Annotated in this window: 7 protein-coding genes; 2 read left to right on the top strand and 5 right to left on the bottom strand. The window is 73.0% G+C overall.

Annotated elements, in window-relative coordinates; genetic code table 11:
• The first annotated feature begins 69 nt into the window (after window positions 1-69).
• Together NZH93_RS06065 and NZH93_RS06070 are read left to right on the top strand one after the other, a co-directional pair.
• Window positions 70-987, top strand: coding sequence for an ABC transporter ATP-binding protein (locus tag NZH93_RS06065; RefSeq protein WP_259621908.1), 918 nt, complete (start codon window positions 70-72; stop codon window positions 985-987).
• Window positions 984-1682, top strand: coding sequence for an ABC transporter permease (locus NZH93_RS06070; protein WP_259621909.1), 699 nt, complete (start codon window positions 984-986; stop codon window positions 1680-1682). The genes NZH93_RS06065 and NZH93_RS06070 overlap by 4 nt, the downstream gene beginning before the upstream one ends.
• Here NZH93_RS06070 and NZH93_RS06075 read toward each other — a convergent pair.
• The 5 genes from NZH93_RS06075 to NZH93_RS06095 form a co-directional block, all read right to left on the bottom strand.
• Window positions 1679-12271 carry a type I polyketide synthase gene (locus NZH93_RS06075; protein ID WP_259621910.1) on the bottom strand — a complete coding sequence of 3531 codons (10593 nt, stop codon included), beginning with the start codon at window positions 12269-12271 and terminating at the stop codon, window positions 1679-1681. The genes NZH93_RS06070 and NZH93_RS06075 overlap by 4 nt on opposite strands.
• Window positions 12272-12463: 192 nt before the next feature.
• Window positions 12464-12658 (bottom strand): ferredoxin, encoded by a 195-nt coding sequence (locus NZH93_RS06080; protein ID WP_259621911.1) that lies wholly within the window; start codon window positions 12656-12658, stop codon window positions 12464-12466.
• Window positions 12655-13857: a cytochrome P450 gene (locus NZH93_RS06085; RefSeq protein WP_259621912.1), complete on the bottom strand. Its 1203-nt coding sequence runs from the start codon at window positions 13855-13857 to the stop codon at window positions 12655-12657. The genes NZH93_RS06080 and NZH93_RS06085 overlap by 4 nt, the downstream gene beginning before the upstream one ends.
• 78 nt (window positions 13858-13935) lie before the next feature.
• Window positions 13936-15513, bottom strand: a complete 1578-nt coding sequence (locus NZH93_RS06090) for an ATP-binding cassette domain-containing protein (RefSeq protein ID WP_259621913.1) — start codon at window positions 15511-15513, stop codon at window positions 13936-13938.
• Between the two features lie 213 nt (window positions 15514-15726).
• Entirely contained in the window at window positions 15727-16326 is a 600-nt protein-coding gene (locus NZH93_RS06095) for a TetR/AcrR family transcriptional regulator (RefSeq protein ID WP_259621914.1), read from the bottom strand.
• Window positions 16327-16349: the final 23 nt, after the last annotated feature.

A 16349-nucleotide genomic window follows, 5' to 3' on the forward strand; every position in this document is an offset into this window, starting at 1 on the left:
ACATTTGTCACCGGAACCGGTGTTCTCCGGCACTACGCCCGCGCCGGGCGCGCGACCACCATTGTGGACATGACGAATCCGGTGATCCAGGTCGAGGGGCTGCGGTGCTCCTACGGCGACTTCGAAGCCGTGCGAGGGGTCGACTTCGAAGTCGCCCAGGGAGAGCTGTTCGGGCTGCTGGGCACGAACGGCGCGGGCAAGACGACCACGATGGAAGCCGTCGAGGGGCTGCGGAAGGCGACACAGGGGACCGTGCGGGTGCTCGGTTCCGACCCGCTGACCGACCGCGGGGTGGTCCGGCCGCGGATCGGGATCATGTTGCAGGACAGCGGTTTCCCCGGTGACCTGACGGTCGCGGAGATGGTCGCGTTCTGGCAGGCCACCAGCAGCCGCGCGTCCGACGCCGCCTCGGCCATCGAGGCGCTGGACCTCGCGCACCGCCGGGACGTGCGGATCAAGCAGCTCTCCGGCGGTGAACGGCGCAGGCTCGACCTGCTGCTCGCCACGCTCGGCAAGCCCGAGGTGCTGTTCCTCGACGAGCCGACGACCGGGCTCGACCCGGAGTCCCGGCTGCGCGTCTGGGAGGTCGTGCGCGGCCTGCTGGCCGAGGGGACGACGGTCGTGCTGACCACGCACTACCTGGAGGAGGCCGAGTCGCTCGCCGAGCGGATCGCGATCATGCACGCGGGCCGGATCGCCGTGTCGGGCCGGGTGTCGGACGTGCTGGCGCGGCAGCCCGCGCGCATCGGCTTCGACGTGCCCGCCGGGTTCGACGTCGGGGTGCTCCCGATGCTGCGCGGTGACGTCGTGCACGAGCCGTCCGGCCGCGTCGAGGTGCGCACCGGCGAACTCCAGCGCGACCTCGGCGAACTGCTCGACTGGGCACGCGGCGACGGCCGGGTCCTGACCGGCCTGCGGGCCAACCACGCCTCGCTCGAAGACGTGTTCCACGCCGTCCGGGCCGACGAGAAAGTGATGTCCCGATGATCCTCGCACTGAGCCGCACCGAGCTGACCCTGTTGCTGCGCAACAAGACCGCCGCCTCGCTGGCGTTGGCGATGCCGCTGCTGATCGGCGCGCTGCTGATGGTGAACGGCCCGTCCGGCTGGACGTTCATCATCGTCCTGCAACTGGTGATGATGCTCGGGTTCACCGTCTACATGACCGTCACGACGTCGCTCGTCAGCCGCCGCCAGGACCTCTACCTCAAGCGCTTGCGCACCGGCGAGGCCTCCGACCAGGTGGTGGTCGCGGGCCTGCTCGTGCCGACGGTCGTGCTCGGCCTCGTGCAGGCCGTGGTGCTGATGGGGATGAGTAAGATCGCGGGCGCGCCGCTGCCGGAACGCCCGCTGCTGCTGGCGCTCGCGGTCGTCGGCGGCACCGCGATGTGCTGCGCGGTCGGTGTCGCCACCAGCGGCATCACTTCGACCCCCGAACTCGCCCAGATCACCACCGCCCCGTTCTTCTTCGCCCTGTTCGGCGGCGCGATCTGGGCGCTGGTGACCGACACCGTCGACTACCGCGTGCTGCTGGTGCCCGGCGGCCAGGTCGCCGAGCTGATCAAGGCCGCCTGGGGCGGGCCGACGGACAACGTGGGCATGGCGCTGGCCGCACTCGTCGCGTGGGTCGCGATCGGGTCCGGCCTCGCCATCCGCTACTTCCGCTGGGAACCCCGCTCCTAGGCCCCGAACTCCTGGTCGATGAGGGCGAACATCTCGTCGTCGTCGGCCGCGTCGATCTGGTCGACGATGCTGGTCCCGCCGCCCGACGGCGCGCAGCGGGTCAGCAGGGACTGGAGGCGCCCGACCACGGCGGCGCGGGTGTCGCCGTCGAGGTCGGTCCTGGCCACCGCGTTCTCCAACTGGGCCAGTTCGTCCAGCACCGGGACGTGGACCTGGTCGTCCAGTTCCAGCGCGGTGCGCAGGAACTCGACCAGCGCGGTCGACGTGGGGTAGTCGAAGATGAGCGTCGCGGGCAGGGCCAGACCCGTGGAGGAGCCGAGGGTGTCGCGCAGCTCCACGGCGCTCAGCGAGTCGAAGCCCAGGTCGCCGAACGCGCGATCCGGTTGCACCGCCTCGATCCCGCTGTGGCCGAGCACGGCGGCCACCCGCGAGCGGACCAGGTCCATCAGGTGGCGGTCCTGCTCCATCGGGGTCAGCGCCGCCAGTTCGCCCACCAGGGTCGAGCGGTCCGGGGTGGCGGCCCGCGGGGCCTGCGCGACCTCCGGCAGGTCGGCGATCAGCGGACTGGGCCGGGCGGCGGTGAACACGGCCGCGAACCTCTGCCAGTCGACGTCGGCGACCGTGACGGTGGTGTCGTGCTGGGCCAGCGCTTCTCCCAGCGCCGTCAGCGCCTGCGCGGACGGCAGGGCCACGACACCGCGCAGGCGCAGGGCTTCCGTGGCCTCGGCGTCGGCCATGCCGCCACCGGCCCACGGGCCCCAGGCGACCGACAGGGCTGCCGCGCCGCGGGCCGACCGGGCTTCCGCCAGGCCGTCCAGCGCGGCGTTCGCCGCGGAGTAGGCGGCCTGGGCTCCGCTGCCCCAGGTGGCCGAGATGGAGGAGAACAGGACGAACGCGTCCACGTCGCCCACCAGCTCGTCGAGGTGGCGGGCACCGGTGACCTTGGCGGCCAGCACGGCGTCGAACTCGTCGGTGTCGTGCTCGTGGATGGGGCGGACCAGTTCGGTGCCCGCCGCGTGGAACACGGAGGTCGGCGGGTGTTCGGCGACCAGCGCGGCCACGGCGGCGCGGTTGGTCGTGTCGCACGCGGCGACCGTGACGCGGGCGCCGAGCGCTTCCAGTTCGGCGGTCAACCCGGCCGCGCCGGGCGCCTCGGGGCCCCTGCGGGAGGTGAGGACCAGGTGGTCGACGCCCGCCGCGGCGAGCCAGCGGGCGACGTGACCGCCGAGCGCGCCGGTGCCGCCGGTGATGAGCGCGGTGCCACCGGGCGTCCACGGCCGGGCGTTCGCACGGGCCGGGGCGTGGGCCAGCCTGCGGCCGAAGACCCCGCCCGCGCGGATGGCCACCTGGTCCTCGCGGCCCGCCAGCACGGTGAGGAGCCGGTGCAGGCCTTCACCGTCCATCGTGGACGGCAGGTCGACCAGCCCACCCCAGCGCTCGGGGTGTTCCAGTGCGACGACCCGGCCCAGGCCCCACACGGCGGCCTTGAGGGGGTCGACGTGGTCGTTGCCGGTCGACACCGCGCCGCGGGTCAGGCACCACAGCGGTGCGTCGAGGCCCGCGTCGCCGAGGGCTTGGACGAGCACGAGGGTCGCCTCGGGGTCGCGGGCCAGCGCCAGGACGCCGTCGGCCGGACCGGCGTCGGCGATGGACTTCGCCAGCGCGCCGCGGTCGGAGTAGGCGTCGACCGGGACGACGTCGAGGCCGTGGGCGGCCAGACCCGCGAGGAGGGCGGCCTCGTGCAGGTCCGCGACGACCAGCCAGCGGCCGGACGCGGTGGTGGAGCCGGGGTCGACGGGCTGCCAGCGGGCGCGGTAGCGCCAGCCGTCCACCGCCGAGCGCTCGCGGCTGCCGCGCCGCCACGTGGACAGCGCGGGCAGGACGTCCCGCAGCGGCAGGTCGCCGGACAGGTCGAGACCCGCCAGCGAGGCCAGGTCCTCCTGCTCGACGGCGGCCCAGAACTCGGCGTCCGCCGCGGCGCTCGCGCTCGACCTCGGTGCGGCGTCGAGCCAGAAGCGGTCGTGCTGGAACGCGTACGTCGGCAGGGCGACGCGCTGGGCGCCGGTGTCCGCGAACATCCCGGCCCAGTCCACGTCCACGCCGCGGGCGTGGACCTTGCCCAAGGCCTTGAGCAGCGTGCGCGGTTCCGACCGGTCCGCGCGCAGGGCCGTGACCAGCACGGCCTGCTGGACGCTGTCCGCGCCCATCGCGGTGAGCACACCGTCCGGGCCCAGTTCGAGGAACGTGCCGACGCCCTCGGCTTCGAGGGTGGTGACCGCGTCGGCGAAGCGGACGGCCTCGCGGACGTGGCGGACCCAGTACTCGGGCGAGGTGATCTCCTCGGCGGTGACGAGCTTCCCGGTCAGCGTCGAGACGATCGGGACGCGCGGGGCCGCGTAGTCGAGGCCCTTCGCCACCACCTGGAACTCGTCGAGCATGTCGTCCATGCGCGGTGAGTGGAACGCGTGGGAGACGGTGAGGCGCTTGGACTTGCGGTCGCCGAACCGGCTGATCACGGCGGTGACCGCGTCCTCGTCGCCGGAGACGACGACGGACGTGGGGCCGTTGACGGCGGCGATGGACACGCGGTCGGTCAGGTGGGGCAGTACCTCGTCCTCTGTGGCCTGCAAGGCGATCATCGCGCCGCCGGTCGGGAGGGCCTGCATGAGCTTGCCGCGCGCGGCGACCAGGGTCGCGGCGTCTTCCAGGGACAGGACCCCGGCGACGTGGGCGGCGGCGAGTTCGCCGATCGAGTGGCCAGCGAGGAACTCCGGTGTGACGCCCCAGGATTCGACGAGTCGGTAGAGCGCGACCTCGAGCGCGAACAGGGCGGGCTGGGTGAACTCGGTCTGGTTGAGCAGGTCGGCGTTGGTGAAGGCCTCGCGGACGCGGGGATCGAACTGGTCGCACACCGCGTCGAACGCCTGCGCGAACACCGGGTAGGCGGCGTGGAGTTCCTGGCCCATCCCGATCCGCTGGCTGCCCTGGCCGGTGAACAGCACCGCCAGCCTGCCGCCGGACGCCGAGCCCGCGTCGATCGTGGCGAGTTCGCGGACGAGGTCTTCGTGGGTCTCGGCGACGACCACGGCCCGGTGCTCGAACAGCGACCGGGTGGTGGCCAACGAGAAGCCCAGGTCGGTCAGGTCGGTCGGCGGCAGCGCCGCGACGCGGTCCGCCTGTGCCCGCAACGATTCCGGCGACCTGGCGGACAGCACGACCGGCACCAGCGGCAACGGCTTGCGCTGCGCAGCCCCACCGACGGGCCGGGAAGGACCAGAGCTGCCGAAGCCGCTGGTCGCGGCTTCGGGCGCCTGCTCCAGGATCAGGTGCGCGTTGGTGCCGCCGATGCCGAACGCGGACACACCCGCACGACGCGGGTTGCCGGTTTCGGGCCACGCCCGCGCGTCGGTGAGCAGCTCGACCGCGCCGGAAGCCCAGTCGACGTGCGGGGAGGGCTCGTCCACGTGCAGGGTCTTGGGCGCGATGCCGTGCCGGATCGCCTGGACCATCTTGATCACGCCCGCGACACCCGCGGCGGACTGGGCGTGGCCGATGTTGGACTTGAGCGAGCCGAGCAGGACGGGGTTCTCGCGGTCCTGGCCGTAGGTCGCGAGCACGGCCTGCGCCTCGATCGGGTCGCCGAGCTTCGTGCCGGTGCCGTGCGCCTCGATCACGTCGACGTCGGCGGGCGAGAGGCCGGAGTTGGCGAGGGCCTGGCGGATGACGCGCTGCTGGGACGGGCCGTTGGGGGCGGTCAGCGTGCTGGACGCGCCGTCCTGGTTGACCGCCGAACCCCGCACCACGGCGAGCACGTCGTGCCCGTTGCGCCGCGCGTCCGACAGGCGTTCGACCAGGAGCATCCCGACGCCCTCGGCCCAGCCGGTGCCGTCGGCGCCCGCGGCGAACGCCTTGCAGCGGCCGTCGGCCGACAGACCGCTCTGCTTGGCGAACTCCTCGAAGAGGGCGGGGGTGGACAGGACCATCACGCCGCCCGCGAGGGCGAGGTCGCACTCACCGCGCCGCAGCGCCTGAGCGGCCAGGTGCAGCGCCACCAACGACGACGAGCACGCCGTGTCGACGGTCATCGCCGGGCCTTCGAGGCCGAACGTGTAGGCGATGCGGCCGGACATGACGCTGGGCGTGCTGCCGGTGAGCAGCAGGCCCGCCAGCTCGTCGGGGACGGTGACGCCGCCGCTGCCGTAGTCCGTGGCGCTGCCGCCGATGAAGACACCGGCCTGGCTGCCGCGCAGCGCGGCCGGGTCGAGCCCGGCGCGTTCGAAGGTCTCCCACGTGGTTTCCAGCAGCAGCCGCTGCTGCGGGTCCATCGCGAGGGCTTCACGGGGGGAGATGCCGAAGAACGCCGGGTCGAAGTCCGTGGCGTGGTCGACGAAACCGCCGCCCGCGACGTCGAAGTCGAAGTCCTCCACGGCCCAGCCGCGGTCCACCGGCAGCGGCGCGATGGCGTCGCGACCCGTGGACACGAGGTCCCACAGGTCTTCCGGCGACCGGACGCCGCCGGGCAGGCGGCACGCCATCGACACGATCGCGATGGGCTCGTCGGAGCCGACGGTCGCCGCCACGGCCTGAGCCGGACCGCTGCCCGCCGCGTCGACGAGTTCGGTGCGGAGGTGGCCCGCGAGCGCCTGCGGCGTCGGGTAGTCGAAGACGACGGTGGCGGGCAGCCGGAGTCCGGTGGCGCTGCTCAGGGTGTTGCGGAGTTCCACGGCGGACAGGGAGTCCAGGCCCATGTCGACCAGACCCCGGCCCGGCTGGACCTGCTGCGCGGAGGAGAAGCCGAGCACGACGGCGACCTGGCCGCGGACCATGTCCAGCAGCAGTTCGTCCTGCTCGGCGGGGCTCAGCGAACCGAGCTTCTGGCTCCACTGCGAGGATTCCGCGCCACTGCCCGCAGCGGCCCGGCGCACCGGCACGCGGACCAGGCCGCGCAGCAACGGGTGCAGGTCGTTCTTGGCGGACCGCAGGGAACCGAGGTCGAGCTTGATCGGCACGGTGACCGGCTCGTCCAGCACCAGCGCGGAGTCGAACAGCGCCATGCCCTCCGCCATCGCCAGCGCGGGCATCCCGGCGCGGGCCATGCGGGCGAGGTCGACCTTCGACAGGCCCGCGCCCATGCCCGCGCTCTGGTCCCAGAGCCCCCACGTCAGCGCGATGCCCGGCAGGCCCAGCGAGCGGCGGTGGGCGGCGAGGCCGTTGAGGTAGGTGTTCGCGGCGGCGTAGTTGGCCTGCCCCGGTGAGCCAAGCAGGCCCGCGGAGGAGGAGAACAGGACGAACATCGCCAGGTCGCGGTCGCGGGTCAGCTCGTGCAGGTGCCACGCGGCGTCGACCTTCGGCGCGAACACGGTGTCGATCCGGTCCGGCGTCAGGGATTCCACGATGCCGTCGGCCAGGACACCGGCCGTGTGCACGACGCCGGACAGGGTCGGGATGCCCGCCAGCAGCGCTTCCAGCGAGGCGCGGTCGGACACGTCGCAGGCGACGACGTCGACCTGGGCGTCCAGTTCGGCCACGAGTTCGGCCGCGCCAGGGGCGTCCGGGCCGCGGCGGGAGGTGAGGACCAGGTGCCGAACGCCTTGGCCGACCAGGTGCCTGGCCAGTTCCGCGCCGAGCCCGCCGGTGCCGCCGGTGATCAGCACGGTGCCGTCGAGCTTCGCCGGGATGGTCAGCACGACCTTGCCGATGTGCTTGGCCTGCCCCAGGTAGCGGAACGCCTCGGGCGCGCGGTGCAGGTCCCAGGCGGTGACCGGCAGCGGGCGCAGGCTGCCCGCGGAGAACCAGTCGTAGAGCTGGTGGAGCATCTCCTTGATGCGGTCCGGTCCGGCCTCGATCAGGTCGAACGCGCGGTAGCGGACGCCGGGGTACTGGGCGGCGACCTCGTCGACCTCGCGGACGTCGGTCTTGCCCATCTCCACGAACCGGCCGCCGCCGTCCAGCCCGACCAGGCGCAGCGAGGCGTCCACGAACTCGCCCGAGAGCGCGTCCAGGACGACGTCGACACCACGACCGCCGGTGGCGGTGGTGAACTGCCGCTCGAACTCCGTGGTGCGGGAAGAGGCGATGTGGTCGTCGGGGATCCCGGCGGCGCGCAGCACGTGCCACTTGCCGGTGGACGCGGTGCCGTAGACCTCCGCGCCCAACTGGCGGGCCACCTGCGTGGCGGCCATGCCGACACCACCGGCGGCGGCGTGGATCAGCACCGACTCGCCCGCGCCGAGACCGGCCAGGTCGCCGAGGCCGTACAACGCGGTCAGGAACACCAGCGGCACACCGGCCGCCTCGGTGAACGTCCACCCCGCGGGCATCGGGCACACCATCCGGTGGTCGGCGACGGCGACCGGCCCGAAGGCCGCGTCCATCATGCCCATCACCCGGTCGCCCGGCGCGAGACCGTCCACACCGGACCCGACGGCCAGCACGACACCGGCGGCTTCCAGGCCCATCAGGCCCGCGTCGCCGGGGTACATGCCCAGCGCGTTCATCACGTCGCGGAAGTTCACGCCCGCCGCGCGCACACCGATCCGCACCTCGTGCGGCTCCAGGTCGCGCGTGACCTCGGGCCAGGGGATCGTGACGAGGTTGTCGACCGTGCCCTGCTCGGTGAAGTCCATCCGCCACGGGCCGTCGCCCTCGAACGCGGGCACGGTGCCCGCGAACGCCCGCACCAGGCGCGGCGCGAACGCCTTGCCGCCGCGGATCGCGACCTCGCCCTCACCGGCGGCGACCAGGGCGGCCGCGTCGAGCTGGTCGGGGGAGTCGGTGTCCACCAGGAAGATCCGGTCCAGGTGCTCGGACTGGGCCGCCCGCACGAGCCCGGACGCGGCGGCGTGCGCGAGGTTCGGCACGTCCTCGCCGGGCAGCACCGCGACGGCGCCGCTGGTGACCACGACGAGCACGTCGTCGCCCGCCAGGTGTTCCTGGAGGTCGGCCAGCACGCGGGCCGTGACCTCGCGGGGGTCGCCGTCGGGGGCGTGCAGCACCACGGGCCGGGCGGCGTTCTCCTGGCCCTCCAACGACAACGCGGTCCAGTCGACGCGGAACAGCGAGTCGGACTTGGCGCCGCCGGACTTGATGCCGCCGATCTGCCGCAGCACCAGCGAGTCGACGCGCGCCACGGGTGCGCCGCCGCCGTCGGCGACGCTGATCGACACGCCCTGCCCGGCGGGGGAGATCCTGGCGCGCAACGTGGTCGCGCCCGCGGCGTAGAGGCTGACGCCGTTCCAGGAGAACGGGAGCGAGCCGGTCTCCTGCTTCTCCGCGCCGAGCCCGAGCGCGTGCAGCACCGAGTCCAGCAGCGCCGGGTGCACGCCGAACTGGGACGCGGGGCGGTGTTCGGCGTCGGGGAGGCCGACCTCGGCGTAGAGGTCGTCGCCGTCGCGCCACGCGGCCTTGAGGCCCCGGAACACCGGGCCGTAGACCAGACCCGACTCGGCGAGGTCCTCGTAGACCGAACCCAGCTCGACGGTCTCGGCGCCCGGCGGTGGCCAGGTGGCGAGGTCGAACCCGGCGGGCACGCGCTCGTCGGTCAGCACGCCGATCGCGTGCGTCGTCCACTCGTCGGTGTCCTGGCGGGAGTACACGGTGATCGCGCGCCGCTCGGAGGCGTCCGGTTCCGCGACCGAGACGCACAGCGTCACCGCGCCCTGCTGGGGCAGCACGAGCGGTGCTTGGAGCAGCAGCTCTTCGAGGTGGCCGCAGCCGAGTTCGTCACCGGCGCGGATCGCGAGTTCCACCAGGGCGGTGCCGGGCACGACGGCGTTGCCGGAGACGACGTGGTCGCCCAGCCACGCGTGACCCGCCAGCGACAGGCGGGCGGTGAACAGCGTGCCGCCGCCGGGCGCGGACAGGACCGCGGCGAGCAGCGGGTGGTCGGCAGAGCCGAGACCGGCCGAGGTCACGTCCTGCGCGGCCTGGCCGCTCTCCACCCAGTAGCGCTCGCGCTGGAAGGCGTAGGTGGGCAGCGGCACCCGCCGCGCGCCCGACCCGGCGTAGAAGGCGGTCCAGTCGACCGGCGCGCCGCTCACGTGCGCGGCGCCGAGCGCGGTGACGATCGCCCGCACCTCGTCGCGGTCCTTGCGCAGCGACGGGACGAGCCGCGCCCTGGTCGCGGTCTCCGAGGCCATCGCGGTCAGCACGCCGTCGGGGCCCAGCTCCAGGAACGTCGTGACGCCCTCGGATTCCAGCGTCCGCACGGCGTCCGCGAAGCGGACGGCCTCGCGGACGTGGCGGACCCAGTACTCCGGCGAGGTGATCTCCTCGTCCGTGACGAGCTTGCCGGTCAACGTGGAGACGATCGAGGTGGTGGGAGCGTTGAAGGTCAGCCCCTCCGCCACCGCGCGGAACTCGGCGAGCATGCCGTCCATGCGGGGGGAGTGGAACGCGTGGGACACGGTGAGCCGCTTGGACTTGCGGTCGGTGAACTGGGCGATCACGGCGGTGGCCGCGTCCTCGTCGCCCACGATGACGATCGAGCGGGGCCCGTTGATCGCGGCGATGGACACGCGGTCGGTCAGGTGCTTCCGGACCTCGTCCTCGGTGGCCTGCAAGGCGATCATCGCACCGCCGGTCGGCAACGCCTGCATCAGCTTGCCGCGCGCGGCGACCAGCGTCGTGGCGTCGTCGAGCGACAGAACTCCGGCGACGTGCGCGGCGGCGAGTTCACCGATGGAGTGGCCCGCGAGGAAGTCCGGTGTGACGCCCCAGGATTCGACCAGGCGGTAGAGGGCGACCTCGATGGCGAAGAGGGCGGGCTGGGTGAACTCGGTCTGGTTGAGCAGGTCGGCGTCGTTCAGGGCTTCGCGGAGCCGCGGGTCGAACCGGTCGCACACGGCGTCGAACGCCTCGGCGTAGACCGGGAACGCGGCGTGCAGCGCCTGCCCCATCGCGATCCGCTGGCTGCCCTGGCCGGTGAACAGCACGGCCGTCCGGCCCTCCACCGCCTCGCTCGCCACGGGGGAGCCGTCGGCGAGGGCCTGGAGACCGGCGACCAGGTCGTCGCGGTCCTCGGCCACGACGACCGCGCGGTGGTCCAGGTGCGCCCGCGTGGTCGCGGTGGAGAAGCCGAGGTCGGCGAGGTCGCCGTCCCAGTCCAGGAGGTTGCGGGCCTGGGCGCGCAGGGCTTCCTCGGTCTTGCCCGACAGCGCCACCGGAACCAGTGGCAGCGCACGACGTTCGATCGTCTCGGCGGCGGCTTCCGGCGCCTGCTCCAGGATCGCGTGCGCGTTCGTGCCGCTGTAACCGAAGGACGACACACCGGCCCGGCGGAGGTGCCCGGTCTCGGGCCACGGGCGGGTTTCCGTCACCAGTTCGGCCGCGCCGGAACTCCAGTCGATCTGCGGCGACGGCGCGTCCACGTGCAGCGTCTTGGGCACGACGCCGTGCTGGAGCGAGAGGACCGTCTTGATGATCGCGGCGACACCCGCCGCGGCCTGGGTGTGGCCGATGTTCGACTTCACCGAACCGAGCAGCAGCGGGGTGTCGCGCTCGGGCCCGTAGGCCTCGATCAGCGCCTGCGCCTCGATCGGGTCGCCGAGCTTCGTGCCGGTGCCGTGCGCCTCGATCACGTCGACGTCCATCGCGGACAGCCGCGCGTCGGCCAGCGCCTGGCGGATGACGCGCTGCTGCGACGGGCCGTTCGGGGCGGTCAGGCCGTTGGACGCGCCGTCCTGGTTCACCGCGATGCCGCGGACGACCGCGAGCACGTCGTGGCCGTTGCGCAGCGCGTCGGACAGCCGTTCCACCAGCACCAGGCCGACGCCGTCACCCCAGCTCGTGCCGTCGGCGCCCGCCGCGAACGACTTGCAGCGCGCGTCCCACGACAGGCCGCGGGCACGGCTGAAGTCGATGAAGGCACCGGGGGAGGTCATGATCGTCGCGCCGCCTGCCAACGCGAGGTCGCACTCGCCGTTGCGCAGCGCCTGCACCGCGAGGTGCAGCGTCACCAGGGAACCCGAGCACGCCGTGTCGACCGTGACGGCGGGGCCTTCGAGGCCGAACGTGTAGGACAGGCGGCCGGAGATCATGCTCGCCGCCGTGCCCGTGCCGACGTGGCCCTCGAGGCCTTCGGGCAGTTCGCCCTGGAGGTTGGTGAAGTAGTCCTGGCCGTTGGTGGAGGTGAACACACCGGTTCGGCTGCCGCGCAACGAGTGCGGGTCGATGCCCGCGCGTTCGAACGTGTGCCACGCGGTCTCCAGCAGCAGGCGCTGCTGCGGGTCCATCGTGATCGCCTCGCGCGGCGAGATGCCGAAGAAGCTCGGGTCGAACTCGGCGACCCCGTCGACGAAGGCGCCCTCCATGACGTAGGAGGTGCCCTGGTGGTCGGGATCGGGGTGGTACAACGCTTCCAGGTCCCAGCCGCGGTCCGTGGGGAACGGCGCGACGGCGTCCCGGCCGTTCACGACGAAGTCCCACAGCTCTTCCGGTGAGGTGATCCCGCCCGCGAAGCGGCAGCCCATCGCCACGACCGCCACGGGCTCCTGGCCCGCGTTCTCGACCTCCTGCAACCGGTGGCGCGTGCTGTGCAGGTCCGCGGTCACCCGCCTGAGGTAGTCGCGGAGCTTCTCCTCGTTGGACATTCAGCGCCACCCTTTTCACGAAGCCCGCACGACAATTCCCCGGCACAGATCGCTTGTCGAAAGCTAGTGACGGGCTCGTGGGGACGACACCCCTGACGGCCCCCAATGCGACCCCTATCGTCGCGGAAGGGCAGGTCAGAGCGGGTGGACCCGACACCCCGCCCGGCTAGCGGACGGGGTGTCGGGGGGTGCTCACTCGTGCACGGTGATGGCGCCCGCGGGGCACAGCGCCGCCGCCTCGCGCGCCGCCGCGTGGTGCGACGCGGCGGGTTCGGCGTCGAGCACGACGACCGTGCCGTCGTCCTCGCTCTGGTCGAAGACGTCCGGGTCGGTCAGCACGCACATGCCGGAACCGCAGCACTTCGTCGCATCGGCTTCTACCTTCATGACCACCCCACCGGTAGGGCGTGCACCCCGTAGATCGCCATGTCGGTGCGCAGCGGCACCTCGTCCACCGGCACCGAGAGGCGGAGGTCGGGGAACTCGCGGAACAGTGCGGCGAAGCCTATCCGCATCTCGATCCGCGCGAGCTGCTGGCCGAGGCACTGGTGCACGCCGTGGCCGAAGCTCATGTGGCCGCTCGCCGAGCGCTCGACGTCGAACTCGTCCGGGCGGTCGAACTTGTGCGGGTCGCGGTTCGCCGCGGGCAGCGACAGCGACAGCGTCTCGCCCGCCTTGACCTGGTGGCCGCCGATCTCGACGTCCTCCAGCGCCGTGCGGGTCGCGCCGAACTGCACGATCGTCTGGTACCGCAGCAGTTCCTCGACGGTGTTGTCGATCAGCGACGGGTCGGCCCGCAGCGCGGCGAGCTGGTCGGGGTTGCTCAGCAGGGTCAGCGTGCCGAGGCCCAGCATGTTCGCCGTCGTCTCGTGACCGGCGATCAGGAGCAGCACCCCCATGCCGGTGACCTCTTCGTCGTCGAGGTGCTCGTCGGCGGCGATCAGCCCGCTGAGCATGTCGTCGCCGGGCTCGGAGCGCTTGCGCCGCACCAGGTCGCGGATGAAGTCCTTCACCCGCTCGAACGCCGCCATCGCCTCGTCGACGCTGGACTCCAGCCGCAGGGCCGTCGCGGTGTCCTCCTGGAACGAGTGCCGCTCCTCGTACGGCACACCCAGCAGTTCGCAGATCACCAGCGACGGCACGGGCAGCGCGAACGCCGTGACGAGGTCGGCGGACGTGCCCCGCTCCCGCATCTCCGCGATCTGCCCGAGGACGATCTCCTCGACGCGGGCCGACAGGAGGTTCATCCGCCGGACGGTGAACTGGCCGGTGAGCAGCTTGCGGTACTTCGTGTGGTCGGGCGCGTCCATGCCGATGAACATGCCCGGCGTCGCCGGTGGCCTGCGGCCGATCGGGGTGTTGCCACGCCGGATCGCGATGTGGTGCAGCTCGGATCGCGAGCTGAAGCGGCGGTCGCCCATCACCTGGCGGACCAGTTCGTGGCCCGTGACGAGCCAGCCGAGGTGCCCGTCCGGGAACCGGAGCCGGTTCATCGGTGTTTCCTCGCGGAGGACTCCCAGCTCAGCGGGTGGGTCGAACGGGTTGTCACGGGTCATGGGCAGACCCGTGGAGATCGTTTCGGTCATCTTGCACACCTCCCAGTGCGTTAAGGGACCTACTTCAGAAGCTACAGAAGATTTACGACTCCGTGAAGAACATTGTTTTCATATGAGGTCGAGGCGAGGCCACGAGTCCAGGTCACGCCGCAGCCGACGGTCGTGGGTCGCCACGACGACCGCGGCGGACGTCACCCGGATGGCCTCCGTCAGCTCGTCCACCAACGTGATCGACAGGTGGTTCGTCGGCTCGTCCAGCAGCAGGACGTGCGGGGACCCGAGCAGCAGCAACGCCAGTGACAGCCGCCTGCGCTGCCCGGTGGACAGCCGCCCGACCGGCCGGGTCAGGTCGACGTCGGGCAGCAGGCCCAGCGCGCGCAGCGGTTCGGGGTCGCGCACCAGGCGGGCCGGGCTCAGCGAGGGGTCGGCGAAGTCCGACTCCTGCGCCAGCAGGCCGATCCGGGTCCCGGCCCCGTGCCGGACGACGCCGGTCGCGGGCGCCAGCCGCCCGGCCAGCACGGCCAGCAGCGTCGACTTGCCCGTCCCGTTGGCGCCGGACACCACCAGCCTCCCGCACGCGGCGACGGCCAGGTCCGGGTGCGGGCGCAGCCTGCCGGGCACGGTGACGCCGGAGGCGCCCAGCAGCACCTCGTCCGGACCCGCGGCCAGGTCCGGGCCGGTGAACCGGAGCGGCTCCGGCGGTTTCGGCACCCGCTGCCCGGTCAGCTCGTCCAGCCTGCGGGCGACGGTGCGCATCCGGCCCGGCGCACGGGTCGCGCGCTTGTGCTTCCCGGCCCCCTTGGGAGGCCGCCACGACGTGATCAGCCGCGCCTCGGCCGCCGCGACCTTCTCGCGGAGTTCGGCGTCCCTGGCCGACTCCAGGGCGTACCGCTGCTCCCACCGCGCGCGTTCCGCCGCCTTCGCGGCCTTGAACGCCGAGTAGCCGCCGCCGTGCGCGACGACCTCGCCCTCGGCGTTCGGGTCCAGGTCCAGCAGGGCCGTGCACACCTCGTCGAGCAGCACCCGGTCGTGGCTGACCAGCACCACCACGCCGCGGTGCTCGCGCAGGCGCGCGGTCAGGTAGTCCATCCCCGTCGCGTCCAGGTGGTTCGTCGGCTCGTCCAGCAGCAGGACGTCCGCGCGCTCGGCGAGCACGCAGGCGAGCCGCACCCGGTACCGCTGCCCGACGGACAGCTCGGCCAGCCGCCGGGACCGGTCGGCGGGCGCGTCCAGCGCGGCGAGCGCCAGGTCGGCGCGCCGTTCCGCGTCCCACGCCTCCAGGCGTTCCGCCTCGGCCAGCGCTGCCGCGTAGCGGTCGTCCGCGCCCGGCTCGGCCTCGGCCAGCGCCGCGGCGGAACCGTCCACTTCGGACAGCGCGGCCCGTGCCGCCGCCGTCGCGCGGTCGAGGACCGTGCCGACGGTGTCGTCGTCGGCGAACGGGAGTTCCTGCGCCGCCACGGCCACCGAGCCGTGGCGGGTCACGGAGCCCGCGTCGGGTTCGAGGTCACCCGCGAGCAGGCCGAGCAGGGTGGACTTGCCCCGGCCGTTCTCGCCGATCACGCCGAGGCGTTGACCGGCGGACGCGGTGAGCGAGATCCGGGACAGGACGGGTCGTTCCTCGAAGCCCTTGCTCAGGTCTTCGGCCCGCAGGTGGGCGTGGTGGGTCGGTTGTGGCACAGCGCGCACAGGTCACCTCTTGACGGCGGGGACGCGCGCCGAGGAGAGCGGGGCGCGTTCCACTGGTTCTGGTGCTCAAGCCGGGGTGGCGAGCGTTTCGGGCACATCGAGGACCGGCGTGCGACCGCACGCCGAACCGTGGCCGAACTCAGAGGTAGAACACGCCGAAAGGTGATCCCATGGCCCCGACGATAGGGACGGGCCCGGCGGCCCGCCACCGATTTACCCCCGCAGCACCCCGAGCAGGGCGGCGCGGAACGCGTGCCGGAGCTGGTCGCGGCTCTCGGGCGTGCCGGGCGGCGGTGCGGTCGTCACGCCCGCGCCCGCGAGCCGGTCGAACAGCAGGCCGTCGACGAACGCCACCAGCGCGCGGCTGTCGCGGTCCGGGTCGGTGGAGCCCGCCAGCGCCACGACCGCGCGCGCCTGGGCCCGCGGCCGGTCCCCGTGAGCGAGGATCGTGCGCAGCTCCGGGTGGTGGGTGGCCTCCAGCAGGCAGGCGAACCGCGCCAGCGACCGGGACCGCCCCACCGTGAGCCAGTGGTCCAGCAGGGCGGCCACGCCCTCGGCGAGCCGGTCGACGTCCGCCGGGCCGTCGACCGCGAGGTGGTCCAGCCGGGCTGTGGTGATCTCGGCGTCGTCGAGGTCCGCGAGCCGCTGGACGAGCCCCTCCACGAGCGCCTTGCGGGTGCGGAAGTACGCCGACGTCGACCCTGGCGGCACCCCCGCCTCGGCGTCGACGGCGCGGTGGGTCAGGCCGCGCATCCCGTGCGCGGCCACGACCTCGATGGCCGCGTCGGCGAGCAGGTCCATGCGGTCGGTCACGGTGACACCTCGTTTCTACAGTT

The organism is Umezawaea endophytica (assembly GCF_025061645.1).
GTDB lineage: Bacteria > Actinomycetota > Actinomycetes > Mycobacteriales > Pseudonocardiaceae > Umezawaea > Umezawaea endophytica.

Coding starts and splice junctions, on each gene's coding strand:
- NZH93_RS06080 (WP_259621911.1), bottom strand. CDS start 12,658: ATGAAGGTAGAAGCCGATGCGACGAAGTGCTGCGGTTCCGGCATGTGC.
- NZH93_RS06085 (WP_259621912.1), bottom strand. CDS start 13,857: ATGACCGAAACGATCTCCACGGGTCTGCCCATGACCCGTGACAACCCG.
- NZH93_RS06070 (WP_259621909.1), top strand. CDS start 984: ATGATCCTCGCACTGAGCCGCACCGAGCTGACCCTGTTGCTGCGCAAC.
- NZH93_RS06065 (WP_259621908.1), top strand. CDS start 70: ATGACGAATCCGGTGATCCAGGTCGAGGGGCTGCGGTGCTCCTACGGC.
- NZH93_RS06075 (WP_259621910.1), bottom strand. CDS start 12,271: ATGTCCAACGAGGAGAAGCTCCGCGACTACCTCAGGCGGGTGACCGCG.